Source organism: Comamonas sp. 7D-2 (assembly GCF_022749555.1).
In the GTDB taxonomy this organism is placed as follows: Bacteria; Pseudomonadota; Gammaproteobacteria; order Burkholderiales; family Burkholderiaceae_C; genus Comamonas; species Comamonas thiooxydans.
In genome coordinates this window covers 3,789,296-3,812,581 of record NZ_CP094238.1, presented here as the reverse complement: position 1 = coordinate 3,812,581, position 23,286 = coordinate 3,789,296, and the positions used below count along the sequence as shown (strand labels likewise).

General features: G+C 62.7%; 23 protein-coding genes. 16 read left to right on the top strand and 7 right to left on the bottom strand.

The annotated features are described in order from the left end of the window. Positions 1 to 296: 296 nt before the first annotated feature. On the bottom strand, positions 297 to 2,114 hold the full coding sequence (locus MPZ60_RS17480) for a glutamine--tRNA ligase/YqeY domain fusion protein (RefSeq protein WP_034359397.1): 1,818 nt from the start codon (positions 2,112 to 2,114) through the stop codon (positions 297 to 299). Positions 2,115 to 2,339: 225 nt separating this feature from the next. Between MPZ60_RS17480 and MPZ60_RS17475 the strand changes: the two genes are divergently transcribed. The 5 genes from MPZ60_RS17475 (at position 2,340) to MPZ60_RS17455 (ending at position 5,481) form a co-directional block, all read left to right on the top strand. After that, entirely contained in the window at positions 2,340 to 2,678 is a 339-nt protein-coding gene (locus MPZ60_RS17475; RefSeq protein ID WP_034359394.1) for a hypothetical protein, read from the top strand. A 132-nt stretch (positions 2,679 to 2,810) separates the two neighbouring features. After that, entirely contained in the window at positions 2,811 to 3,254 is a 444-nt protein-coding gene (gene aroQ / locus MPZ60_RS17470; protein WP_034359392.1) for a type II 3-dehydroquinate dehydratase, read from the top strand. Then, positions 3,248 to 4,186: an alpha/beta fold hydrolase gene (locus tag MPZ60_RS17465; RefSeq protein ID WP_034359390.1), complete on the top strand. Its 939-nt coding sequence runs from the start codon at positions 3,248 to 3,250 to the stop codon at positions 4,184 to 4,186. The genes aroQ and MPZ60_RS17465 overlap by 7 nt, the downstream gene beginning before the upstream one ends. Further along, entirely contained in the window at positions 4,183 to 4,593 is a 411-nt protein-coding gene (gene arfB, locus MPZ60_RS17460; RefSeq protein WP_034359387.1) for an alternative ribosome rescue aminoacyl-tRNA hydrolase ArfB, read from the top strand. Before MPZ60_RS17465 ends, arfB begins: the two co-directional genes overlap by 4 nt. Positions 4,594 to 4,788: 195 nt before the next feature. Next, positions 4,789 to 5,481, top strand: coding sequence for an alpha/beta hydrolase (locus tag MPZ60_RS17455; protein ID WP_034359385.1), 693 nt, complete (start codon positions 4,789 to 4,791; stop codon positions 5,479 to 5,481). Here the strand turns inward: MPZ60_RS17455 and MPZ60_RS17450 are convergent. The 3 genes from MPZ60_RS17450 to MPZ60_RS17440 form a co-directional block, all read right to left on the bottom strand. Further along, positions 5,475 to 5,807: an SMR family transporter gene (locus MPZ60_RS17450; protein WP_034359382.1), complete on the bottom strand. Its 333-nt coding sequence runs from the start codon at positions 5,805 to 5,807 to the stop codon at positions 5,475 to 5,477. The two genes, MPZ60_RS17455 and MPZ60_RS17450, sit on opposite strands and share 7 nt — an antisense overlap. Positions 5,808 to 5,947: 140 nt before the next feature. After that, the gene (map, locus tag MPZ60_RS17445; RefSeq protein ID WP_034359380.1) at positions 5,948 to 6,754 is read right to left on the bottom strand and encodes a type I methionyl aminopeptidase; all 807 of its coding nucleotides are present in this window, start codon (positions 6,752 to 6,754) and stop codon (positions 5,948 to 5,950) included. Next, the gene (locus MPZ60_RS17440) at positions 6,751 to 7,014 is read right to left on the bottom strand and encodes a ParD-like family protein (RefSeq protein WP_003063854.1); all 264 of its coding nucleotides are present in this window, start codon (positions 7,012 to 7,014) and stop codon (positions 6,751 to 6,753) included. The genes map and MPZ60_RS17440 overlap by 4 nt, the downstream gene beginning before the upstream one ends. Before the next feature lie 386 nt (positions 7,015 to 7,400). Here MPZ60_RS17440 and MPZ60_RS17435 point away from each other — a divergent pair, with 386 nt between their 5' ends. Continuing rightward, entirely contained in the window at positions 7,401 to 8,780 is a 1,380-nt protein-coding gene (locus MPZ60_RS17435; protein WP_034359378.1) for an NAD(P)/FAD-dependent oxidoreductase, read from the top strand. Between the two features lies 1 nt (position 8,781). Here the strand turns inward: MPZ60_RS17435 and MPZ60_RS17430 are convergent, their stop codons facing one another. The 3 genes from MPZ60_RS17430 to MPZ60_RS17420 all read right to left on the bottom strand — a co-directional run bounded on the left by MPZ60_RS17430 (position 8,782) and on the right by MPZ60_RS17420 (position 13,146). Beyond that, a complete protein-coding gene (locus MPZ60_RS17430) occupies positions 8,782 to 10,452 on the bottom strand; it encodes a phospholipase D family protein (protein WP_034359375.1) in 1,671 nt (556 codons plus the stop codon). Positions 10,453 to 10,474: 22 nt separating this feature from the next. Next, positions 10,475 to 12,082, bottom strand: coding sequence for an alkaline phosphatase (locus MPZ60_RS17425; RefSeq protein ID WP_034359373.1), 1,608 nt, complete (start codon positions 12,080 to 12,082; stop codon positions 10,475 to 10,477). A gap of 86 nt (positions 12,083 to 12,168) precedes the next feature. Continuing rightward, positions 12,169 to 13,146 (bottom strand): NADPH:quinone oxidoreductase family protein, encoded by a 978-nt coding sequence (locus MPZ60_RS17420; RefSeq protein ID WP_034359370.1) that lies wholly within the window; start codon positions 13,144 to 13,146, stop codon positions 12,169 to 12,171. 123 nt (positions 13,147 to 13,269) lie between these two features. Here MPZ60_RS17420 and surE point away from each other — a divergent pair, with 123 nt between their 5' ends. From surE to MPZ60_RS17370, 10 genes are all read left to right on the top strand, one after another. Further along, positions 13,270 to 14,055, top strand: a complete 786-nt coding sequence (gene surE, locus MPZ60_RS17415; protein ID WP_034359368.1) for a 5'/3'-nucleotidase SurE — start codon at positions 13,270 to 13,272, stop codon at positions 14,053 to 14,055. After that, positions 14,052 to 14,837 (top strand): protein-L-isoaspartate(D-aspartate) O-methyltransferase, encoded by a 786-nt coding sequence (locus tag MPZ60_RS17410; RefSeq protein ID WP_034359483.1) that lies wholly within the window; start codon positions 14,052 to 14,054, stop codon positions 14,835 to 14,837. The genes surE and MPZ60_RS17410 overlap by 4 nt, the downstream gene beginning before the upstream one ends. Positions 14,838 to 14,850: 13 nt before the next feature. Then, the gene (locus MPZ60_RS17405; RefSeq protein ID WP_034359366.1) at positions 14,851 to 15,711 is read left to right on the top strand and encodes a peptidoglycan DD-metalloendopeptidase family protein; all 861 of its coding nucleotides are present in this window, start codon (positions 14,851 to 14,853) and stop codon (positions 15,709 to 15,711) included. A 2-nt stretch (positions 15,712 to 15,713) separates the two neighbouring features. Then, positions 15,714 to 16,772 (top strand): RluA family pseudouridine synthase, encoded by a 1,059-nt coding sequence (locus MPZ60_RS17400; protein WP_034378391.1) that lies wholly within the window; start codon positions 15,714 to 15,716, stop codon positions 16,770 to 16,772. A gap of 99 nt (positions 16,773 to 16,871) precedes the next feature. Next, the gene (scpB, locus tag MPZ60_RS17395; RefSeq protein WP_034359362.1) at positions 16,872 to 18,044 is read left to right on the top strand and encodes an SMC-Scp complex subunit ScpB; all 1,173 of its coding nucleotides are present in this window, start codon (positions 16,872 to 16,874) and stop codon (positions 18,042 to 18,044) included. After that, positions 18,041 to 19,630 carry a pseudouridine synthase gene (locus MPZ60_RS17390; RefSeq protein ID WP_034359360.1) on the top strand — a complete coding sequence of 530 codons (1,590 nt, stop codon included), beginning with the start codon at positions 18,041 to 18,043 and terminating at the stop codon, positions 19,628 to 19,630. The genes scpB and MPZ60_RS17390 overlap by 4 nt, the downstream gene beginning before the upstream one ends. A 122-nt stretch (positions 19,631 to 19,752) precedes the next feature. Beyond that, entirely contained in the window at positions 19,753 to 20,178 is a 426-nt protein-coding gene (gene ndk / locus MPZ60_RS17385; RefSeq protein WP_003053316.1) for a nucleoside-diphosphate kinase, read from the top strand. A 132-nt stretch (positions 20,179 to 20,310) separates the two neighbouring features. Beyond that, entirely contained in the window at positions 20,311 to 21,432 is a 1,122-nt protein-coding gene (gene rlmN / locus MPZ60_RS17380) for a 23S rRNA (adenine(2503)-C(2))-methyltransferase RlmN (protein ID WP_034359357.1), read from the top strand. A gap of 25 nt (positions 21,433 to 21,457) precedes the next feature. Then, positions 21,458 to 22,309: a type IV pilus biogenesis/stability protein PilW gene (pilW, locus tag MPZ60_RS17375; protein ID WP_224648526.1), complete on the top strand. Its 852-nt coding sequence runs from the start codon at positions 21,458 to 21,460 to the stop codon at positions 22,307 to 22,309. After that, a complete protein-coding gene (locus tag MPZ60_RS17370) occupies positions 22,302 to 23,285 on the top strand; it encodes a helix-turn-helix domain-containing protein (RefSeq protein WP_052057693.1) in 984 nt (327 codons plus the stop codon). The genes pilW and MPZ60_RS17370 overlap by 8 nt, the downstream gene beginning before the upstream one ends. Position 23,286 lies beyond the last annotated feature (1 nt).

The window sequence follows — 23,286 nt, the reverse complement described above, 5'->3', positions numbered from 1 at the left end:
GAAAATAAAAAATCCGCGAATGAATTGCGGATTGGTAATGTTGCGGTGAGTAGGATTCTAGAAAGAAAATAATCAAATGCTCTGAATTTCAGAACATTTTATGCAAATGTTTATCGAGTATTGAAAATCAATACCGGCGGTATTCATTTCAATATGTAACCAGAATTCATTGGGCGCTATCCATTTTCCGATCGGAGAACCGAATAGCTTTTCTCGGGATAAATGTCGCAGCAGTTTGCGCAATAAAAAAGGCCGCCAGTGAATCCTGGCAGCCTTGTTGAAACCGGCTGGAGTGTTTACTTGCCCCAGCTGTCCTTGAGTCCCGTGATCTTGTTGAACACGGGCTTGTCGCTGCGGTGATCCTTGCGGTCGGCCACAAAGTAGCCAAAACGCTCGAACTGGAACTTGTCGTCAGCCTGAGCCGCCTTGAGCGAAGGCTCCACATAGGCGGTGACGACCTTCAGGCTGTCGGGGTTCAGCAGGGTCAGGAAGTCCTTGCCGCCTGCATCGGGCTGCGGGTCGGTGAACAGACGGTCGTACATGCGCACTTCGGCCTGCAGGCCATCGGCCGCGCCCACCCAGGTGATGGCGGCTTTGACCTTGACGCTGTCGGCGCCCGGTGTGCCGCTCTTGGTGTCGGGCACCACGGTGGCCAGCACCTTGGTCACATTGCCATCGGCGTCCTTTTCGGCGCCGGTGCATTCGATCACATAGCCGCCCTTGAGGCGGACCTTGTTGCCGGGGAACAGGCGCTTGTAGCCCTTGGGCGGCACTTCGGCAAAGTCTTCGCGCTCGATCCAGACTTCGCGGCCAAGGGTGAAACGGCGCTCTGGCACGGTTTCACCTTCCGCCGCGTGGGGCAGGGCGGGCAGGTGGCAGTCCTCCAGATGTTCGGCGCTGCCAAACACTTCGGCCCAGTTGCTGAGTTCGAGCTTGACCGGGTCCAGCACGACCATGGCGCGGTGTGCCTTGTTTTCCAGATCTTCACGCAGGCAGCCGTCCAGCGTGCCGTAGTCGATCCAGGCGTAGTCCTTGGTCACGCCGATGCGTTCGCAGAAGTTGCGGATGGACTCCGGCGTGTAGCCGCGGCGGCGCAGGCCGACCACGGTGGGCATGCGCGGGTCGTCCCAGCCGGTGACGAACTGGTTGTCCACCAGATGCTTGAGCTTGCGCTTGCTGGTGATCACATAGGTCAGGTTCAGGCGCGAGAACTCGTACTGGCGGGGCTGGGGGGCGTCGATCAGACCGCCTTCGCGCAGGTGGTTCAGCAGCCAGTCGTAGAAGGGGCGCTGATCCTCGAACTCCAGTGTGCAGATGGAGTGGGTGATGTGCTCGTAGGCATCCTCGATAGGGTGCGCAAAGGTATACATCGGGTAGATGCACCACTGATTGCCAGTGTTGTGATGCTCGGCGTGGCGCACGCGGTAGATGGCAGGGTCGCGCAGATTGATATTGGGCGCGGCCATGTCGATCTTGGCGCGCAGCACGGCGGCGCCATCGGCCAGCTTGCCGTCCTTCATGTCGGCAAAGCGCTGCAGGTTTTCGGCCACGGAGCGGTCGCGGAAGGGGCTGTTCACGCCGGGACGGGTGAAGTCGCCGCGGTTGGCCTTCATCTCGTCGGCCGACTGCTCGTCCACGTAGGCCAGGCCTTGCTCGATCAGGTAGACCGCACAGCGGTACATGAAGTCGAAGTAATTGCTGGCGAAGTAGAGGTTCTCGTGTCCGTCGGCATCCTTCCAGTCGAAGCCCAGCCAGCGCACGGCATCGATGATGCCGTCCACATATTCCTGGTCTTCCTTTTCCGGATTGGTGTCGTCGAAGCGCAGATGGCAGACGCCGCCGAAGTCGCGTGCCAGGCCGAAGTTCAGGCAGATGGACTTGGCATGACCCACGTGCAGATAGCCGTTGGGCTCTGGCGGAAAGCGGGTGCGGATCTTGGCTTCGTCTATCTGGCCGCTCTGGTGATGCTGGGCATCGCCGGGCGCGCCGCCCCAGTGACGGGCGGCATAAGTGCCCTTGTCCAGATCCGATTCGATGATCTGGCGCAGGAAGTTTGTGGGCTTGACCGCTTCGGGGGCGGTGTTGTTGGATTTGGAGGCGTCAGCAGAGCTCATTGCACCATTTTAGGCCGGCTGCCATGACCTCATGTCGATCTGCGGACACTGCAGCTTTGCCGCGTGTGCATTTGGACACAATGTTTTGGAGGAACCGTGCCATCCTGACGGGACGCTGAAACGTTATATCCCCAAGGGCCGAAGGCGCAGCACAGATTTGCAAGCTTGCCCCGGTGACACATAAACAGAGGAGAGATTGTGATGTCCAGAACAACTTCCCCCCGCATGGCCAGGCTGCTTGCCGCTGGCTCTATCGCTATTGCTGGCCTGATGGCTGCCGCAGGCGCCCAGGCGCATGGCGGCGTCAGCCTGTCGGTCGGCATCGGCGTGCCCGGCGTGGCCGTGGGCGTCGGCGCTCCCGTTTACGCCACGCCCTATGTGGCGCCCGCCCCGGTCTATATGCCGCCGCGCCCTGTCTACTATGCGCCTCCGGCACCGGTCTACTATGCGCCGCCGCCTCCCGTGTATCGTCCCGCACCCGTGATGGTTGTGCCCGGCCCGGTCTATTACGGTGGCGGCCCGCGCTGGCGTGGTCATCGCCATCATCATCATCACTATCGATGATGACATCGATGACGGAGCCCTGAAAGACTCTGCACCACAGACGGCTGCCCAGGCAGCCGTTTTTTATGCCTGCGGGGCGGTTGCAGCGCTCGCATAATCCGGGCAGTCCTCAAAAATCAGGAGAGTGCTTCCGTGAAAACCGTCTATGTCCTCAATGGCCCGAATCTCAATCTGCTGGGCATGCGCGAACCCGCCATCTATGGATCGGCCACGCTGGCCGATGTGCGCCAGCTTTGCGAAGAGGCCTGTGCACGCCATGGCCTGAAGCTGGAGTTCCGCCAGAGCAACCATGAGGGCGAGCTGGTGGACTGGATTCACGAGGCAGGCCGGTTGCACTCCAAGGGGGAGTTGCAGGCGCTGATCATGAATGCAGCGGCCTACACCCATACCAGTGTGGCAATTCTCGATGCCGTCAAGGGCACGGCCGTGCCGCTGGTGGAGTTGCACATCAGCAATGTCCATGCGCGTGAGAGCTTTCGCCACCATTCCTATCTGTCGGCCACGGCGCGCGCCGTGATGTGCGGCTTCGGCGTGGCAGGCTACGGTCTGGCCATCGATGCGGTGGCGCAGTGGTGACATCGGCGGTTGAAGCAGCCTGTTCGCTGGAGCAGGTCTCGCAGGAACTGGGGGTCGAGCTGCCGGCAGCCATTGCCCGGCTGCAGGCCACGGCGCAGCGCGTGCAGACCCGGCTTGGAGAAGCCGCCGACAGCGGCTTGATGGTCTGGCATGGCTGGCAGCCCCCGGCCGGGGTGGTGCAGCGCGGTCTGCCCCTGGTGCTGCTGCATGGCGGCAGTGGCAGCTGGACGCATTGGTTGCGTGTGATTCAGCCGTTGACCGAGGCGGGCTACAGCCTGTGGCTGGCCGATCTGCCGGGTTTTGGTGAATCCGATGGAGTGCCCGGCGGCATGGATGTGGACACCATGCTGGAGCCTCTGGCCTATGGCATCCGGCAGTTGCTGGGCAATGCCGATACGGGTCCGGTCTGCGACCTGGTCGGCTTTTCCTTTGGCGGCATGACCGCCGGTCTGCTGGCTGCCGAGCATCCGGAGCTGGCCCGGAGGCTGGTGTTGGTCGGCGCTCCCGGCATGGGAATGACCGAGGGACGCAGCGTGCGCCTGCTGGGCTGGCGCCACCTGCCGGGGCTGGAGGCACAGATGCAGGCCCATCGCCACAATATCGCGGCCCTCATGCTGCATGACGAGGTGCTGATCGATGAAGAGACGCTGGCACTGCATGCGCTCAATGTGGCTCGCGACCGACTGCCGCGCAGACGGCTGTCGCGCACCGATGTGCTGGCCCGGGCCCTGACCCGTATCAAGGTGCCGGTGGCGGCGATCTATGGCGAGCATGACCCTCTGTATGCGGGCTGCCTGGCCGAGCTGCAACTGCTGATGCAGCGTCAGTGCCTGGGGGCGCTGGACTGGCAGGTGATGCGGAACGTCGGCCATTGGGTACAGCACGAGGATCCGGCCACCTTCTGCGCCGCGCTGCAGGAGGCTCTGTCGTGAGCAATGCGGCCGCCTTCGAGCTGACCGAAGCCGATGTGCAATGGAGCGCCGTGCGCGCTCAAGGCCCGGGCGGCCAGAATGTGAACAAGGTGGCCAGCGCCGTGCATCTGCGCTTTGACGTTCGAGCCTCGCGTCTGCCGGCCGATGTGCAGCAGCGCTTGTTGGCTTTGGGCGATTCGCGCATCACCACCGACGGAGTGGTGGTCATCAAGGCGCAAAAATACCGCACTCAGGAACACAATCTGTGGGATGGGCTGCAGCGCCTCAATGCGTTGGTAGCCACGGTTGCAAGGCCGCCACGCCCGCGCAAGCCCACCAAGCCGACCTGGGGCTCGCAGCAAAGACGCCTGCAGGGCAAAAGCCTGCGCTCCGGCATCAAGGCATTGCGCGGGCGGGTGCATGACTGAGCTTGTGTAGCGGCAAAGCCACGCTCAGGTCGGTCAACTGTATCAAAAGGCATGCGCGCACCCTGTCGGGCCGAGTACGGATCGGTCAGCCGGCTGCGGGTCTGCGCTATATTGTTTTGATAGCTGCAGTCGCAGAATGCAAAAGCGCTACAGCCTGTTTCCCATCAAATTCCGTGCTGCCTTCGGGAGTTGTCCATGAGCACATTGCCTTTGACTTATCTGGAGCGGCCCGCGCAGCTTGACGCCGGCCAGCCTGCCTGGCTGCTGGTGCTCATGCATGGCGTGGGCAGCAATGAGCAGGACCTGTTCGGCCTAGTGCCCTATGTGCCGCCGCAATTTCATGTGCTCAGTCTGCGTGCGCCCTTTGCCATGGGTATGGGTGCTTATGCCTGGTTTCAGTTCACTGTGGATGCCGATGGTACGCGCCATATCAATGTGCCGCAGGAGCAGCAGGCGCGTATCTTGCTGCAGCAGACGGTGGAGCAGGCCGCGCAGCAGCTGGACATTCCGCCCGAGCGGGTGGTGCTGGGGGGCTTCAGCCAGGGCGGCATCATGAGTCTGAGTCAGTTGCTGACCCAGCCCCAGACCTTGCGTGCCGCACTGGTCTGGCACAGTCGTCTATTGCCCGAGATCGCGTCGCTGCACGCGCCCGCTGCCGCATTTGAGGGCAAGTCGGCCTGGGTCAGCCACGGCACTTATGACAATGTGATTCCGCTGACCAGCGCCCATGCCGTGCGTGACCGCCTGGCCTCCTTGCCCTTGCAACTGAGCTATCACGAGTACCCGGGCGCCCATGAGATCCGGCCCGAGGAGCTGCGCGCCAGCATGCAGTGGTTGCAGGATCTGACGCAGTCAGTGGAGGACTTCGGGGGCGAGGGCGATCAGTGACCGGCGGTCTTTGAAAACAGATTGATCACTAGCACGCCCCCCACAATCATGGCCATGCCGGCCAGAGCGGGGGCATCGAGCTTCTGGCCCTGCCAGAAGTAGGCAACGGCCGAGACCAGCACGATGCCCACGCCGGACCAGATTGCATAGGCCACGCCCGTGGGCACGGTACGCAGCGTCAGCGACAGCAGATAGAAAGAAATCGCATAGCCCACCAGGGAAACCGCGGTAGGGCCGAGCCTGGAGAAGCCTTCCGATCTGGCGAGGAAGGAGGTGGCAATCACCTCGCAGATGATGGCCAGACCCAGATACAGGTAATTTGTCATGCCGGGCACTGTAGTGCGGCTGGGGCCGGGCTGTTTCCAGGCTGGTTTCAAGACCCCGGACCGCTTCTGGCCGTTATTGCCAAACTCCAGCGGCTGTGCGCACATAGCCGAGGGCAATATGCGCGGTTCGCCGCGCTTGATCAGATGGCGGGGTAGTCGCCTGTACCCTCGGGCCAGGGGGTCAGCACCTCAAATCCGGTCTCCGTCACCAGCACCATATGCTCCCACTGGGCGGAGAGCGACTTGTCATTGGTGATCACGGTCCAACCGTCCGCCAGTTCGCGCGTGGCGGCCTTGCCGGCGTTGAGCATGGGCTCGATGGTGAAGATCATGCCGGGCTGCAGCGTCAGGCCCTGACCGGGCGTGCCGTAGTGCAGCACCTGGGGCTCGTCGTGATAGACCTTGCCGATGCCATGGCCGCAGTACTCGCGCACGATGGAAAAGCGCTCGCGTTGGGCCACGGTCTGGATGGCATGCCCCACATCGCCTAGCGTGGCCCCGGGCTTGACGGAGCGGATGCCGGCCACCAGCGCTTCATAGGTGGTGTTGACCAGGCGCTTGGCCAGATTGCTGGGCTGGCCCACGTAGTACATGCGGCTGGTGTCGCCGATCCAGCCTTCGGGCGTGGTTACTGCGACGTCGACATTGATGATGTCGCCGTCCTTGAGGACCTGCTTGGTATCTGGGATGCCGTGGCAGACCACATGGTTGACCGAGGTGCACACGGTTTTGGGAAAACCATAGTAGCCCACATTGGTGGGCGTGCATTTCAGCTCGTTGACGATGTAGTCGTGGCAGATCTTGTCCAGTTCCTCTGTGCTTACGCCGGGCTGCACATGAGGGGTGAGCATGGCCAGCACCTTGGCGGCCAGGCCGCCGGCCTTGCGCGAGAGGTAGATGTCGGTGGCGTCATGAATGGGTACGACTTTCTGTTTGCCGCGCTTCATTGCATGCCTCCTACCAGGCGCACCGGACGGGGGCGGCGCACGACTGTGTCGGCTTCATGAGCGCTGGCAGGCTGCAGCTCACGCTCGGCTTGCTGCAGCAGCAGGGCGCAGATGCCTTCGTAATTGAGCTGGGGGTGATGCTCGGCCAGCTGGCCTACACGCAGCCAGTGCTCGGCCTGGGCATTGATGGAGCGGCCGAGGGCCGCGCTGGAGACACGAATCTGGTCGTGCAACTGGTCTGAAATTTTGACGATTCCCATGGCCGAGCATCATAAGGTCTGTATACGTTTCGTATATTGACAAACGCAAATTGCATGGTTGAAGCAGCGGTTTTGCCGCTGCTTGACAAGCGCTGTTCGTCGAATGGGGTTTTAAGGCCACGTCGTACGACATGGCGCTCAAGAAGTTGATAGCGCGCCACGCTTGATTGGCATTGCTTGCAGCCAGGGTTATTCAGAAAATTGAAAGCTTTCAAGGCAGACCTTGCATTCGTGCAGCTCAAGTCTTATAAAAGATATATATCATCAGTATTTGCCTTGTCCATATTGAGTTTCCTGCTATAAAAATTGAAGAACAATCAATGCGTGCCAGATATCTTGAGATGTTCTGGCGTCCGGTCACAACAGACGCAGAGTCAGGGTCGTTCATGGAAAACGCAGTCAATCAAGCAGAGCAGGGCGAGCAGCCCATCACCGAATCCCCGGAGCCGCAAGCTCGAAAGCCACAGCATCCACGCAATGAGCATGCGGCCCGCATCGTGGTCGTGGGCGGTGGTGTGGCGGGGCTGGAGGTGGCCACGGCCCTCGGCAAGCTCAAGAGTGAAAGCATTGACACGGTGACGCTGGTGGACAGCGACTCCGCCCATGTCTGGAAGCCCATGCTGCACACGATTGCAGCCGGCACTCGCGATCTGGCCCAGCAGCAGACCACTTATCTTGCTCAGGCCACCGATGCCGACTTTGCCTACCAGCCCGGCGAGATGTGCGGTCTGGACCGTGAGGCACGCGAGATTCTGCTGGCCCCCATTTATGCACCCGATGGCCGCGAGCTGGTGGCGGGTCGGCGTCTTGCCTATGACAAGCTGGTGATTGCGGTGGGCAGCGGTGCCAACGACTTCGGCACGCCCGGTGTGCATGAGCATTGCTTCATGATCGATTCGCGCCGCAAGGCCGATGCCTTCAACCAGGAAATTCGTTTGCGCATGGTGCGCTGCATGACCAGCGGCGAGCAACTGCAGGTGGCCATCGTGGGCGGCGGTGCCACCGGGGTAGAGCTGGCGGCGGAGCTGGTTCAGCTTGCAGAGAGTGCCACGGCCTACGGCGCCTTGGGCGAGGCCGCCAAGTTCCGCATCGTGCTGATCGAGGCCGGCTCGCGCCTGCTGCCCAGCTTTCCCGAGGAGATCTCCGAAGCCACGCGTGTGCGACTGCAGGCCCTGGGCGTTTCCGTGATCGTCGGCGGCCGCGTCAGCCGTGCGACCGAGCAAGGTTTCGAGCTGGCCAATGGCGAGCTGATTCCTGCCAGCCTGCGTGTCTGGGCGGCGGGGGTAAAGGCCCCGGAATTCTTGATGCAGCTGGGTTTGCAGACCACGCGCAGCAATCAGCTGCTGGTCAATGACGAGATGCAGACCAGCGACCCCGATATCTATGCTCTGGGCGACTGCGCCAGCTATACCCTGCCGGGCAAGCAGGAGGCTTTGCCTCCTACGGCCCAGGTGGCCCACCAGCAAGCCCGCTATCTGATCGAGACTCTGCCTCATGTGCTGGAGCGTCCCGGTGCCAAACCCGTAGGCTTTGCCTATCGTGACTTTGGAGCCCTGGTGTCGCTTGCGCATTACGACGCCTATGGCTCGCTGGGCAAGTTCGGCCTGTTCAACGGCGGCGTGATCCGCGGCCGCATGGCCATGCTCAGCCACATCATGCTGTACCGCTCGCACCAGGCGCGGCTTTACGGCTTCTGGCGCGGCGGCCTGCTGTGGCTGATCGACCTGATGAACGCGCGGCTGCGGCCCTCCATCCGCCTGGACTGAGTTACAAAAATCCTTCGATGGGCAGCCAGCTCAGGACCCGCACCATGAAGCGCTGCCACCAATTGGTGCCGGGGTCGGCACTGAAAGTCTGGGCTTCATGGGGCGGCTGCGGACTCTGGCCTGTCCAGCTCAGCTTGCCCTGCGCGTCCAGTTGCACCTTGTAGGCCATGTACGGCAGATGCTGATCCAGCGAGGTGCTGACCTGCTGGCTCAAGGCCGGGTCTTTGATGACCAAGCCCATTTCGGTATTGAGCATGGCCGAGCGCGGATCGAAGTTGAAGGAGCCGACAAAGAGCTGCTTGCCGTCGACCGCGAAGGTCTTGGCATGTAGGCTGGCGCCCGAGCTGCCCGTTGTGGCGGAGCTGCCGCTCAGCGCTGCAGGTGACGGAGCTTCTCGCTTGGGAGTCTTTTCGGCAGGCTCGCTCTTCCGGGTCTTGTCCGGCTCGTTGGCTGCGTGCTGGTTGCGCAGATCGATCTGGCGGCGCATTTCGTAGAGCTCCACGCCCATCTTCAGCAGCGGTTTGCGGTATTTCTCGTAGCCGGCATGCACCACGGCCACATCGGTTGCCTCCAGGCTATTGGTCAGAATGCGTACTCGCACACCTTGCTGGCGCAGGTGAGCAAAGGCGTCGACTCCGGCCTGGGTGGGCACGAAATAGGGCGACACCACTTCCAGCAACTGCTGCGGCTGGCCAATCACAGGCTGGAGCTGGGACAGCAGCAAGTCCTCGGGCGCGGCTTCGCGCAGGACCTTGGCCGGGTCGTCGCTGACCAGGGTGGTCTCGGCCCATTGCAGCGGCAGTTGACCTGCCAGCAAATCGGTGCTGAAGCGGCTGCGGCTGACGGCCTTCACATAGGCCTGTGATTCGGGGCGATTCACATCGGCGTGCAGGCTTGCATAGACCTTGTCCACGGCCTGCTGTGGCATGGCGGGCAGCAGGCTGGCTGCCGGGTAGGCGGAGGGGCTGTTCCAGTAACGGTCGAACTCCGCGGCCACCTCGCCCACCACCGAGCCTGTTGCCACCACATCGAGGTCGGCGAACAGCACGCCGTCGGATGCGGCAAAGTACTCGTCGCCGATATTGCGTCCGCCCACGATGGTGGCGGAGGAGTCGGCCGTGTAGCTCTTGTTGTGCATGCGCCGCTGGGTGCGTGCGAAGTCCGTCACATAGCCAATCGCCTTGGGCGTGCGCAGGGCGAAGGGGTTGAATAGCCGCACCTCGATTAGAGGGTGCTGGTCCAGGGCGGCCAGTGTGGCGTCCATGCCGCCGGTGCCGCCATCGTCCAAGAGCAGGCGCACGCGCACGCCGCGGTCTGCCGCAAGCAGCAACTCATCGAGCAGCAAATGGCCGCTGGTGTCGTTGCGCCAGATGTAGTACTGCACATCGAGCGTGCGCTGCGCGGCTCGGGCCAGCAGCGCTCGGGCGGCATAGGCGTCATGGGCATCGGCCAGCATATGGATGCCGCTCTGCCCAGGATGTGCCTGCTGCAGCGGCGCCAGCGCCTGGCCGAGCCGGGTTTGCAGGGCCTGCTCGGCGCTCAGGGCCTCGCTGGCCATGCGATCCGGCAGGGGAGGCAGGCCGCAGCCTGTGAGCAGCCCCGCGATCAGAAGGGCGGCCGCCGTACCGCGCCACAGGGGAAGTTCGGGTCTCGAGGCCTGTGTGTTTTGCATGACCCGAGTATGCCGCAGCGCATCAGGCGATCTTCACAGGGCCGGGGCGGCGATCTTCCACCACAAAGCGTGCCAGCGTATAGAGACTGCTGTCGGCCTGGAGCGGGTTGCTCACGGCGCGTAGCTCCGTGGTCATGGACTGCGGCGCGATATCCACGAGGCTGTAGCCACGCTCCTCGCAGCGTGCGAAAAGCACCTGAGGGTTGTGGGCCACGATGGCATCGACCCTGGCTTGTGTGGTGCCGCTGTGCGAGCTGATGGAGGTGCCGCAAAATTCGCTGGCAATCACCGGGTTGGCCCTGTCCGGGGTCTGATCGGCCTGGGCCGCAATGGCGCAGACATAGTTCTGGTGAATGTCTCCGCCGAGCAGCACGCTGTTGCGCGGCTGGCTCTCGGCAATCTGGCGCACCAGGCGCTGGCGTGCCTGGGGGTAGCCGTCCCAGCTGTCGGTCGACTGCCTGCCATTGGGATGCCTGCGGGCCGCGAACAAGGTGGTCTGCACCACGGTGCTCCAGCGGGTGGCCTCGGCTCTCTGGCGAGCATCATCCTGCAACTGCCGGGCCAGCCAGCGTTCCTGGTCCCAGCCCAGAAAACTGCGCGCCGGATCTTGCAGGGCAGGGCATTCGGCCGGGTCCACGGTGCCGGTGCTGGCCTTGCCCTCTGGGCGGCAGGCCTGCAGATCGCGGTACTGGCGGCCATCCAGCAGATGCAGTCTGGCGAGCTTGCCCCATTGCAGGCTGCGGTACAGCGCCAGGCCTTGAAAGTTGCGCTGCAATGCGCTGTCACGCATTGGCATGTTTTCGTAAAAAGCCTGCCAGGCCGCCATGCGTCTTGCCAAAAAGTGAGCGCTGTCCCCTCGTCCGTAATGGGCTACATAGTCGTTTTCAACCTCGTGATCGTCCCAGATGACCGACCAGTTGCACACGGCATGGGCGGCCTGCAGATGAGCATCGCTTTTGTGCAATGCATAGCGGTCGCGGTAGTCCTGCAAGGTCTGGGCGGTACGCAGCGGCTGCGCACGCGCCAGTCCATCGGGCTTTGCCGGTTGCGCATATTCATAGATGTAGTCGCCGAGAAACAGCACCAGATCGGGCGAGGCCTGCGCGGCATCGGCCCAGGCACTGTAGAAGCCATGTTCCCAGCGCTGGCAGGAGGCCACGGCCAGACGCAGCTTGCGTACATCTGCCCCGGGCACCGGGGCGGTACGGCAGCGTGCGGTGGTGCTGAAGGCGTCGCCACAGCGGAAGCGGTAGAAATACCAGCGGTCCGGACTCAGGCCGTTGACCTGCACATGGACGGCATGGCCCCATTCGGCCCTGGCCTGAGTCTGCCCATGAGCCACGGGCTGGCGGAACTGGGCATCGTGCGCCACCTCCCAATGCACGGTCCGTGCTGCCAGGTCGGGCGCGACCGCCGTACCAAGATAGGCCAGAGGTGCTGTGAGCCGTGTCCAGATCAGGATGTTGTCGGGTTCCGGGTCGCCGCTGGCCACTCCCAGGGTGAACGGGTTGTGGGCCAGTGATTCCGTGGCGCGGGCCCAGGCGGGCAGGGCACCCACGGCCGTGGCAAGGCTGGAGGCAATCAGAAAGCGCCGGCGATCCGGCGCGGGCGTGTGGGCAGGAGAAAACATGGCGATGCTGCGGTGTCGGGGTTTTGTAGCCAGTGGCTGGAAGTATCTCCCCGAGCCCACAGGCATCGCCGCGATTTACCGCAGCTTTACGCGTTGACCAGCACCAGCTTGCCCTGTACCTGGCGCGAGCCCATGCGCTCATAGGCCGCGAACAGCTCGCTCATGGGCATGGTGCGGTCGATTACGGGCTTGATCCTGCCTTGCGCCCACCACTGTGCCAGCTCCTGCATCATGGCGGCATTGTTCTGCGGCTCGCGCTTGGCGAAGTCGCCCCAGAACACGCCGACCAGGGAAGCGCCCTTGAGCAGAGGCAGGTTCAGCGGTAGCGAGGGGATGGGGCCGGAGGCAAATCCGATGATCAGATAGCGGCCGCGCCAGGCAATGGAGCGGAAGGCAGGTTCGGCAAAATCGCCGCCTACGGGATCGTAGATCACGTCGGGTCCCTTGCCGTCTGTCGCTGCCTTGATGGCTTCACGCAGATCGCCCTGGCTGTAGTTGATGGTGAGGTCGGCGCCCTGGGCCTTGCACAGCGCACATTTCTCGTCGGTGGAGGCAGCGGCAATCACCCGGGCACCGGCCGCCTTGGCAATCTGTATGGCTGCCGTGCCCACGCCGCCCGCCGCGCCCAGCACGAGTACGGTCTCGCCGGCCTTGAGCTGACCGCGATCGATCAGCGCATGGTGGGAGGTGGCATAGGTCATGATGAAGGCGGCGGCATCGACAAAGGGGAAGTCGGCCGGCAGCGGCATGCACATGGCAGCGGGTGCCAGCGTATGCGTGGCGAACCCGCCCGTGCCCGAAAGACAGGCCACATGCTGGCCTGGCTTGAGATGTTTGACCCCTTCGCCCACGGCCTGCACCACGCCGGCATATTCCGAGCCCGGCACAAAGGGCAGGGGCGGCTTGATCTGGTATTTGTTCTGCACGATCAGCAGATCGGGAAAGTTCAGGCTGGCGGCCTTGACTTCCAGCAGCACCTGGCCGGGGCCGGGCTGTGGCGTGGGCTGCTCGGTCCATTTCAGGGTCTCGACGCCGGTGGGGGTGGTGCAAAGCCATGCGTGCATATCTTGTCTCCTGATCTTCTTGAGGTGAGATTGGGGGGAATCGGCTCGCAGATGATAGAAGTGTGGTGCGAATGCCGCGTGTCTCTGTCGTGACCTTGGAGCCGCCTACAATCCGCCTCATCCATGAAGATTCTTATTTGCAATGACGACGGCTTCCAGGCCCCAGGCATCGTGGCCCTGCACGATGCGCTGCGCACCGTGGCAGACGTCGAAGTGGTGGCGCCCGAGCACAACAACAGCGCCAAGTCCAATGCCTTGACGCTGAATGCACCGCTGTATGTGCATCAGGCCTATAACGGCTTTCGCTATGTGAACGGCACGCCAGCAGACTGCGTGCATATCGCGTTGACCGGCCTGCTTGGCTACCGGCCCGATCTGGTGGTCTCGGGCATCAACAACGGCGCCAATATGGGCGACGACACGATTTACTCGGGCACCGTGGGCGCGGCCATGGAAGGCTATCTGTTCGGCATTCCCTCGATTGCCTTCTCGCAGGTGGACAAGGGCTGGGCCGAGCTGGAAGCGGCAGCTGCCACCGCCCGTCAGATGGTTCAGCAGATGCAGGCCCAGCAACTGATCGGTACTGCTCCCTGGCTGCTGAACGTGAATATTCCCAATATGCCGCTGCATGCACTCAAAAGCGTCAAGCTGTGTCGCCTGGGGCGCCGTCATGCGGCCGAGCAGGCCATTCAGCAGCAAAGCCCGCGTGGCGAGACTATGTACTGGATCGGCAGTGCCGGCGCAGCAAAGGACGACTCCGAAGGCACGGACTTCCATGCCACGGCCCACGGCCATGTCTCCATGACTCCGCTCAAGGTCGATTTGACCGATCATGAAAACCTCGGCTATTGGGCGCAGACGGCCAGCAAGCTGGCAGGTCCATCCAACACATCGGCGGCCGCATCGTGAGCGAGCGTCGTCCGCCTCAGGTCCCGGGCTGGATTGCACGCTCGGTGCAGACGGGCACCGGCGCGGCACGGCCGCCCGTTGCTCCCAAGCCCATCAATCCCTTGCGTGTGGCCGCCTCGCCGGTGGGCGTGGGGCTGGACTCATCCACGGTGCGTGCCCGCATGGCCCAGCGCATCGGTGCGGCCGGTGTCAGCAACCCTGCCGTGCTGCAGGCCATGGCCACGGTGGAGCGTCACCGCTTTGTCGACAGCGCTCTGGTCAACCAGGCCTACGAAGACACCAGTCTGCCTATCGGCCTGGGCCAGACCATCTCCAAGCCCAGCATCGTGGCCCGCATGATCGAGCTGCTGCTCGACTCCGATGCGGCCCGCAACGGGCAAGGGCGCGTGCTGGAGATCGGTACGGGCTGCGGCTATCAGGCTGCAGTGCTGTCCATGCTCACCAAGGAGGTCTATTCGATAGAGCGGCTGCGCGGCCTGCATGAGAAAGCACGCAGCCATCTGCGCCCCATGCGCCTGTCGAATGTGCATCTGATTCTCGGAGATGGCATGGTAGGTTTTGCCAGTGGCGCGCCCTATGCGGGCATCATCTCCGCTGCTGGCGGTGACGTGGTGCCGCAAGAGTGGTGCGATCAGTTGGCGGTGGGCGGGCGTCTGGTGGCTCCGGTCGTGGTGGGCGCGGGTAAGCAGGCACTGCTGGTGATTGACAAGAGTTCACACGGTTTTACGCAGACAGTTTTGGAAGCAGTCAACTTTGTCCCTCTAAAATCGGGGATCGCCTAGAAGGGAATAGCTTATGTTGGTATCGCGAAGTCTTGGTGCATGGGGAACGGCTGTGCTGGCAGGTGTCATCCTGGCCGGTTGTGCTGCCCAGGCAAACAGGGCTCCTGTGGAGGATCGCGGACAGTCGGCCTCCTCGTCTTCAACTGTGGACGTCAAGTCGCTGCCCGGCGCTGAAAATGCCGGCAAGCCGGGTTACTACACGATCAAGCCTGGCGACACTCTGATCAGGATTGGTCTGGAGCACGGCCAGAGCTGGAAGGACATTGCTCGCTGGAGCAATCTGGACAATCCCAACGTGATTGAAGTCGGTCAGGTGGTGCGTGTGGTACCACCCGGACGCGAGGCGCCTGTCGCATCGTCCGGTTCGGGTCGCGGTGTCGCGCCCGTGGTTGTGGGTGGTGGCAGCGCCGCAACGACGACCACACCCGTGACTCCCCCGGCTGCAACCGCAACGCCAGTGCCATCCACGCCTGCAACAAGCCCGGCGCCTGTTGCCAAGGGAGCCGATGATGTGAACTTCATCTGGCCTGCCAGCGGCTCGTTGATTGCCGGCTTCGACGAGCAGCGCAACAAGGGCTACGACATCAGCGGCAAGGCCGGCGATCCCGTGCTGGCTGCTGCCGATGGCCGTGTGGTGTATGCCGGTGCCGGCCTGCGTGGCTACGGCAATCTCATCATCCTCAAGCACAACAACACCTATCTGACCGCCTACGCCCACAACCAGTCTCTGCTGGTCAAGGAAGATCAGGCCGTGAAGAAGGGACAGAAGATTGCCGAGATGGGCAGCACCGATGCCGATCGCGTCAAGCTGCACTTCGAGGTGCGTCGCCAGGGCAAGCCTGTCGATCCTTCGCGTTATCTGCCCTCGCGTTGAGCATGGCCTCGCAACGCAAGCAAGCCGCACAAGCCCCTGCCCCGCAGGGGCTTGTGCCTTCTGACGCGGTCGAGCAGAGTTGGGACGAAGCAGCCGAAGACGCCATTGCCTCGGCCGAGGTCGAGAACCGCGAATTCACGGTCGCCGCCGAGCATCATGGTCAGCGTGTGGACAAGGTGCTGGCGCTGGGGGTGTCCGAGTTCTCGCGCAGCTATCTGCAGCAGTTGCTGGCCGACGGTGCGGTCACTCTCAACGGCAAGGTTCTGCTCAAGCCCTCGGTCAAGGTGGCCGTGGGCGACCGCCTGAGCGTGGAAATGCGGCCCACCCAGCAGAGCATGGCTTTCCAGCCCGAGACCATGGATCTGCAGGTAGTCTATGAGGACGAGGATCTGCTGGTCATCAACAAGCCTGCGGGTCTGGTGGTGCATCCGGCGCCCGGCAACTGGACGGGCACATTGCTCAACGGCCTGCTGGCGCGTGACGAAAAAGCGCGTCAGGTGCCGCGTGCCGGCATTGTTCACCGGCTGGACAAGGACACCAGCGGTTTGATGGTGGTGGCGCGCAATCGCAGCACCATGGATGCGCTCATCAAGATGATTGCCGCGCGCGATGTGAGTCGCCAGTATCTGGCGCTTGCCCACAAGCAATGGGGCAGCCGCAAGCGCCGCGAAGTCGATGCGCCGATCGGCCGCGATCCGCGCAACCGTCTGCGCATGGCGGTGGTGGACCTGAATCTGCATCCCGGCAAGCAGGCACGTACCGACTTCGATCTGCTCGATGGCGATGCCGCGCATAGCCTGGTGCGCTGCACGCTGCACACCGGCCGCACGCACCAGATTCGGGTGCACATGGCTTCGCTTGGTCATCCGCTGATAGCCGATACGCTGTATGGCGGCCAGCCCGAGGGCGGGCTGGAGCGCCAGGCACTGCATGCCTTCAGGCTGGCCTTTGAGCACCCTGTGACGAAAAAGCCGCTGGTCCACTATGCGCCGCTGCCACAAGACATGGCCGGTGCACTGGATTTATGGGGTCTGCGTTACAATCTGCCGGAAAGCCTCTGACCATCACTCGCATGGCATCTTTGGGGCGCTTCCCTCTCTTCTTAGAATCAGGCGTCCCACCGCAGTCGGTGCGACAGCCGCTCCCGAAACGCTGCGCCCATGAATACGGTAGATGCCAAGCGGGTTCTTGAAACAGCATTGATTTGTGCCCCGCAGCCTGTGACGCTGCGGGAATTGCGCTCACTTTTTGATGATGTGCTGGGCTCGGACACGGTTAAGGATTTGCTGCTGGACCTGCAAAAGGACTGGGCCCTCAAGGGCGTGGAACTGGTGCAGGTGGCTTCGGGCTGGCGTTTCCAGAGCCGGCCAGAGATGCGTGTCTATCTGGACAAGCTTCACCCCGAGAAGCCGCCCAAGTACACGCGGGCGACGCTGGAGACGCTGGCCATCATTGCCTACCGTCAGCCGGTCACGCGGGGTGATATCGAGGATATTCGCGGTGTGACCGTGAACAGCCTGATCATCAAGCAGCTGGAAGACCGAGGCTGGATCGAGGTCATCGGCCATCGTGAGACCGTGGGACGGCCCGCGCTGTTTGCCACCACGCGCCAGTTTCTCGATGATCTGGGTCTGCAGTCGCTGGATCAGCTGCCCATGCTGGAGGAAACCCAGGCCCAGCAAAGTCTGTTCAAGGCGCTGGATGGGGAGGAGGGCGACCAGACCGCAGCGCCGCAGGTCGGTGCAGAGGATGCCCAGCCCCAGGAGGGTGTGGAAGCCTCAGAGCCGGCCGAGGTCGCTGAGGATGCGGATGTCGCTGCAGAGTCCGATGCTGCTGAGAGTGAAATCCTGAGGGCCCCGGACGAGGAAGGTGGCGCCGAGGAGCTGCTGGATACCGATGCCGACCCAGTGGCGCGAGCGCCTGCAGAGCTTGTGTCGGAGCTTCAGCCCGAGGCCGATGCGCCAGAGTTGGAGTCATATCCGGACCAGGCGCAGAGTGATATTGAGCAAGATGTTACTGAAGATATAGCGATTGAGCTGCCGAATTCGGAGCCAGGGCTGACTGAGGAGCCTCCATCCGTGAGCAAGCCCAAAGCGGCCAGGCCCGCCAGGACTGCCAAGGCAGCAGAGTCGGAGCCCAAACCGGCGGCCAAGAAAACAGGTCGAACCGAGTGGGTGGGCCTGAAGGCGTTTCTCGAGGATGACTACGGCAGCGATGACGACGAGGCCGAGGACGCAAAGACGAAAGCGCGGGCCGACGATGCCGTCGGGTCAACAGAACAAGGAATTGTGGAGGGTGGCGATGGCGTCATCCCCGAAGGAAAACTGGAATGAACAACGAGACATCGAACCCGATGCCCGAGTCCGCAGCCGCTTCGCCCGAAGCCGAGCCGGTCAAGAAGACTCGCAAGCCCCGCGCAGCCAAGGCCGATGGGGCCAAGGATGCCGCCGAGGCCAAGAAGCCTGCCGCACCGCGCAAGCGCGCCGGCGTCAAAAAGGACGCTGCTGGCGAGGCCAAGCCTGCGCGCAAGCGAGTGACCAAGCCGCGTGCCGAAGAAGCCGTGGTCGTCGAGGAGCCGGTTCAGCCCGTGGTCGAGCAGGAGCTGCAGTCCCAGGACCAAGACCAGGGTCATGACGCAGCAGATACCGTCGTTGCCGAAGTGGCTGTGCAGAGCGTTGCCGCTCCTCATGGGTCCAAGGGACGCAAGGGTCAGAACATCGACTTTGCCGATGTGATCTCGGGCGACTTCGACGACGAGGAAGAGAACGGCAGCGCCATGCCCGCCAAGCGCGTGCTTGCGCCCCAGGTCGATTCTCCCAAGCTGCACAAGGTGCTGGCCCAGGCCGGCATGGGGTCGCGCCTGGAGATGGAGCAACTGATACTGGAAGGGCGCATCTCGGTCAACAACGAGCCTGCCCACGTCGGCCAGCGCATTCAGTTCGGCGATATCGTCAAGGTCAACGGCCAGCCCATCCGCTTCCGTATCGACCCGCCGCCCGCACGCGTGATTGCCTATCACAAGCCCGTGGGCGAAGTGGTGACGCATGACGATCCGCAAAACCGCCCCACGGTGTTCCGCAAGCTGCCCAAGCTGCAGCATGGCAAGTGGCAGTCGGTGGGTCGCCTGGACCTGAATACTGAAGGTCTGCTGCTGTTCACCAGCTCGGGCGAGCTGGCGAACTCGCTGATGCACCCCCGCTTCGGCCTGGAGCGTGAATACGCGGCCCGCGTGCTGGGCGCGCTGAGCAAAGAAGAAAAGCAGCGCTTGCTGGACGGCGTGCAGCTTGAAGACGGCGAAGCCAGCTTTGGTGCCGTGGAAGATGGCGGCGGCGAAGGCGCCAACTGCTGGTACCGCGTGACCATCTCCGAAGGCCGCAACCGCGAAGTGCGACGCATGTTCGAGGCCGTGGGTCATGCCGTCAGCCGTCTGATCCGCATTCGCTACGGCGCCATGATGCTGCCGCGCGGCCTCAAGCGCGGCGCCTGGGTGGAGCTTGATCAGGCCGATATCCAGGCGCTGATGTCGGCCGCCGGCGTCAAGGAGCGCGCTCCCGTCGAGCGCAACAACGGCGGTGCCCGTGGCGCCAACAACCGTGGCGGTCGTAACAGCCGCAGTGGCGGCCGCGGCAATGGCATGAACGCCGATCGCGCCCCTCAGGGCCGTCGTGAAGGCGGCGGTCAGCGCCGAGGCGAGTGGGACGGCAATCGTCCGGCACCTAGCGGCATGCTGGGTGACAACCCGCGCAACAAGTCCGGCGGTCGCTCCGGTGGCTCGGGCCGTTCGCAGGGAGGCGGTCAGCCCGATCCCATGCGCACTTCGGTGGGCTATATCGGCAGCGACAGCCTGTCGCGGGCCCGCCAGAGCGCCAAGCGTCGTCCTGGTGGCGGCGGTGGCGGTGGTCGCCGCGGCGGCCGCTAAAAAGGCGTCCGTAAGGATTTGAGTGCTGCCCGGACTTCAAGGTCTATGGCGGCACCGTTAAAATCAACTGTTTTGCTTTTTCGGCAAAAACCCATAGTAACCCTGATTAGGAAATAATCATCATGGCTATCGAACGTACCCTCTCCATCATCAAGCCCGACGCAGTTGCCAAGAACGTGATCGGCCAAATCTACGCCCGCTTCGAAGCTGCCGGCCTGAAGATCGTGGCTGCCAAGCTGGTGCACCTGTCGCGCGGCGAAGCCGAGCAGTTCTACGCTGTGCACGCTGCCCGTCCTTTCTTCAAGGATTTGGTGGACTTCATGGTCTCCGGCCCCGTGATGATTCAAGCTCTGGAAGGCGAGAACGCCATCCTGAAGAACCGTGAACTGATGGGCGCCACCGACCCCAAGAAGGCCGAAAAGGGCACCATCCGCGCCGACTTCGCCGACAGCATCGATGCCAACGCCGTGCACGGCTCCGACGCTGCTGAAACTGCTGCTGTGGAAGTTGCCTTCTTCTTCCCCGGCATGAACGTGTACTCGCGTTAATCCACGCTAGCTTTACAGCATGCTCTCGCTGACGCCAGCGCTTTGCATTCGTGCAAAGCGGGTGTCAGCACTTGAAGATGCTGGCCACGGCGTGGCAAACACCGTTCGCAAGACGCCTCGCCACATGCCGATATGACTACTAATTTGCTTGATTTTGACCTCGAAGGACTGACCGCTTATTGCGAGCAGCTCGGGGAGAAGCGTTTCCGTGCGACGCAGCTGTTCCGCTGGATTCACCAGCGTGGCGCATCCGATTTCGACCAGATGACCGATCTGGCCAAGTCTTTGCGCGAAAAGCTCAAAAGCCGGGCCCACATTACCGCTTTGCCTGTGGTGACGGAGCATGTCTCTGCCGATGGCACCGTGAAGTGGCTGTTCGATGTGGGTGACGGCAATGCCGTTGAATCCGTTTTCATTCCTGAGGACGACCGAGGCACGCTGTGTGTATCGTCCCAGGCAGGTTGCGCCGTGGGCTGCCGCTTTTGCTCGACGGGGCATCAGGGCTTCAGTCGCAACCTCAATACCGGCGAAATCCTTGCCCAGCTCTGGTATGCCGAGCATTCGCTGCGCAAGCGCTTCGGCACCGAAGATCGCATCATCTCCAACGTGGTGATGATGGGCATGGGCGAGCCTTTGCAGAACTACAGTGCGCTGGTGCCTGCCTTGCGCGTGATGCTGGACGACCATGGCTACGGCCTGTCGCGTCGTCGCGTGACGGTGTCCACCTCGGGCGTGGTGCCCATGATGGACCGACTGTCGCAGGACTGCGCCGTGGCGCTTGCTGTGTCGCTGCACGCGCCCAATGATCCGCTGCGTGACAACCTGGTGCCGCTGAACAGGAAGTACCCGATTGCCGAGCTGCTGGACGCCTGCGAGCGCTATCTGGAGTTCGCGCCGCGTGACTTCATCACCTTTGAATATTGCATGCTCGACGGCGTTAACGATCAGCCTGAGCATGCGCGCCAGCTGATAGAGTTGGTGCGCGCGCGCGGCGATGGCAAGAGCTGGTGCAAGTTCAATCTGATCCCGTTCAATCCCTTCCCCGCTTCGGGTCTGCTGCGCTCGCCTTCGGCCCGTGTGACCGAGTTCGCTACGTTGCTGAGCAATGCCGGCATCGTGACCACGGTGCGCAAGACCCGTGGTGACGATATCGATGCGGCCTGTGGTCAGCTCGCGGGCGATGTGAAGGACAGAACTCGCGCTGCCGAGCGCATGGCCAAGCAGCGTACTATCCCGCTCAAGCAGGTGTCTTGACGGAGTTTTGAATAAAGGACAATCAATGAGGGCAGTGGTACAGCGACCGGTTTGGCAACATTGGGGCTTGTTGGCCCGGTGGGGGGTACCGGTTGCGGTCGCGGCACTTGTGGGTTGTACTTCGACAACGACCACCACCACTTCCTCTACGTCCGTGCCCCAGACTTCCGTGGTTGGCACGGCCGGGACCCAGGTCGCCGATGCCAATCGCCGTGCCCAGATTCGCCTGGAATTGGCTGCCAATTACTTTCAGGCCGGGCGCCTGGATGTGGCCATGGACGAGGTAGGGCAGGCCTTGGCTGCCAAGCCCGATTACGCCGATGCATACGGCCTGCTGGGCCTGATCCTCATGCAGAACCAGGACTGGACACAGGCGGAGATCGCCATGCGCAAGGCCGTGGATCTCAATCCGCGCGACGGCAACCAGATTCACAATTACGGCTGGATGCAATGCCAGCAAAAGCATTTCGACGTAGCCCAGCAGTGGTTTGATAGAGCCTTGCAGGCTCCGGGCTACCGTGAACAGCCCAGGACCCTGCTGGCCAAGGGCATGTGCTACCAGCAGGCGGGACAGTTGGAGCAGGCCTACCAGAACATGTTTCGTGCCTACGAGATGGATGTGGGCAACCCCGCCGCAGGCTACAACCTGGCAAATGTGCTTTGGCTCAAAGGTGATCTGAAGAAGGCGCAGTTCTACATCCGGCGCTTGAATAACAATAGCAATCAGGCCAGTGCGGAAAGCCTCTGGCTGGGGATCAAAATAGACAGGGCATTGCACGACGACATTGGAGTGCGTCAACAGGCCGATCAGTTGCGCGAGCGTTTTCCTCAATCGCGTCAGTGGCTGGCCTATGAACGTGGAGCTTTCAATGAATGAGGCTGCGGTGGAAGAGGAAACTATGCAAAGCGAAGAGCAGGTGCCAACTCAGGGTCAGGCCACGGCCGGAGTCTTGTTGCGTCAGGCACGGGAAGCAGCCCGGATGCAGTTGCCCGTGATGGCTGCGACATTGAAGGTGCCACAGCACAAGCTGGAGGCGCTGGAGGCCGATGACTATGCGGCCTTTCCCGATCATGTGTTCATGCGTGCTCTGGCCATGGGAATGTGCCGGACCTTGCATATCGATGCCGAATCGGTGCTGGCCAAGCTGCCACGCAGCGAGATCAAAAGCCTTGCCAATGCGGGTCCAGGCATCAACGAGACCGTCAAGGTGCGCAGCAGCTTCAAGGTCACGGGTACACCGCTGGACTCCGGCAACAGCAGCTCTCGCAAGATTGCGGCAGGCGTGCTGATTCTGCTGGCAGCTGCCGCTGCCGTGTACTTTGTGCCATTCCAGCAGATGGTGGACGGCCCCGATGGGGCAGGCGCGCCAGTGCCGGCTCAGGCCCAGTCCGGCCAGACGGCAGTGGTGAGCGCGCCGGCTGCAGAACCGCTTGCCCAGGCCGAGGGCGGCGCACAGGGCAGTTCTGCCACACCCGCGGCGGCAGTGACAGAGTCTGTGTCGGTTGCTGCTGCCAGCATGCCAGGCGACGGAACTGCAGCAAGCGCTCCCGCATCTGCGACAGCTGCCCAAACCGCAGCCCCGGCAGCCGATGCGGCTGTGCCTATGACCGGCGCTGCCGGCCTGCTGGTGCTGAAGGTGAATACCGGCCAGTCCTGGGTCAAGGTCAGGGACGGAGCCGGCAAGGTGGTGCTGGAAAAGACCCTGTCCAAGGATGAATCTGCGACTGCCGAAGGCCAGTTGCCCCTGTCGGTGATTGTGGGCAATGCCAAGGGCACGCAGGTGACGGTACGTGGCGAACCCTTCGATATCTCGAGCACACGCGACAATGTGGCTCGCTTCGAGGTGAAGTAAC

Excerpts from the sequence above, each read along its gene's own strand:
- MPZ60_RS17480 (WP_034359397.1), bottom strand. The coding sequence starts at position 2,114 with ATGAGCTCTGCTGACGCCTCCAAATCCAACAACACCGCCCCCGAAGCG.
- MPZ60_RS17475 (WP_034359394.1), top strand. The coding sequence starts at position 2,340 with ATGGCCAGGCTGCTTGCCGCTGGCTCTATCGCTATTGCTGGCCTGATG.
- MPZ60_RS17455 (WP_034359385.1), top strand. The coding sequence starts at position 4,789 with ATGAGCACATTGCCTTTGACTTATCTGGAGCGGCCCGCGCAGCTTGAC.
- MPZ60_RS17450 (WP_034359382.1), bottom strand. The coding sequence starts at position 5,807 with ATGACAAATTACCTGTATCTGGGTCTGGCCATCATCTGCGAGGTGATT.
- map (WP_034359380.1), bottom strand. The coding sequence starts at position 6,754 with ATGAAGCGCGGCAAACAGAAAGTCGTACCCATTCATGACGCCACCGAC.
- MPZ60_RS17440 (WP_003063854.1), bottom strand. The coding sequence starts at position 7,014 with ATGGGAATCGTCAAAATTTCAGACCAGTTGCACGACCAGATTCGTGTC.
- MPZ60_RS17435 (WP_034359378.1), top strand. The coding sequence starts at position 7,401 with ATGGAAAACGCAGTCAATCAAGCAGAGCAGGGCGAGCAGCCCATCACC.
- MPZ60_RS17430 (WP_034359375.1), bottom strand. The coding sequence starts at position 10,452 with ATGCAAAACACACAGGCCTCGAGACCCGAACTTCCCCTGTGGCGCGGT.
- MPZ60_RS17425 (WP_034359373.1), bottom strand. The coding sequence starts at position 12,082 with ATGTTTTCTCCTGCCCACACGCCCGCGCCGGATCGCCGGCGCTTTCTG.
- MPZ60_RS17420 (WP_034359370.1), bottom strand. The coding sequence starts at position 13,146 with ATGCACGCATGGCTTTGCACCACCCCCACCGGCGTCGAGACCCTGAAA.
- surE (WP_034359368.1), top strand. The coding sequence starts at position 13,270 with ATGAAGATTCTTATTTGCAATGACGACGGCTTCCAGGCCCCAGGCATC.
- MPZ60_RS17405 (WP_034359366.1), top strand. The coding sequence starts at position 14,851 with ATGTTGGTATCGCGAAGTCTTGGTGCATGGGGAACGGCTGTGCTGGCA.
- MPZ60_RS17400 (WP_034378391.1), top strand. The coding sequence starts at position 15,714 with ATGGCCTCGCAACGCAAGCAAGCCGCACAAGCCCCTGCCCCGCAGGGG.
- scpB (WP_034359362.1), top strand. The coding sequence starts at position 16,872 with ATGAATACGGTAGATGCCAAGCGGGTTCTTGAAACAGCATTGATTTGT.
- MPZ60_RS17390 (WP_034359360.1), top strand. The coding sequence starts at position 18,041 with ATGAACAACGAGACATCGAACCCGATGCCCGAGTCCGCAGCCGCTTCG.
- ndk (WP_003053316.1), top strand. The coding sequence starts at position 19,753 with ATGGCTATCGAACGTACCCTCTCCATCATCAAGCCCGACGCAGTTGCC.
- rlmN (WP_034359357.1), top strand. The coding sequence starts at position 20,311 with ATGACTACTAATTTGCTTGATTTTGACCTCGAAGGACTGACCGCTTAT.
- pilW (WP_224648526.1), top strand. The coding sequence starts at position 21,458 with ATGAGGGCAGTGGTACAGCGACCGGTTTGGCAACATTGGGGCTTGTTG.
- MPZ60_RS17370 (WP_052057693.1), top strand. The coding sequence starts at position 22,302 with ATGAATGAGGCTGCGGTGGAAGAGGAAACTATGCAAAGCGAAGAGCAG.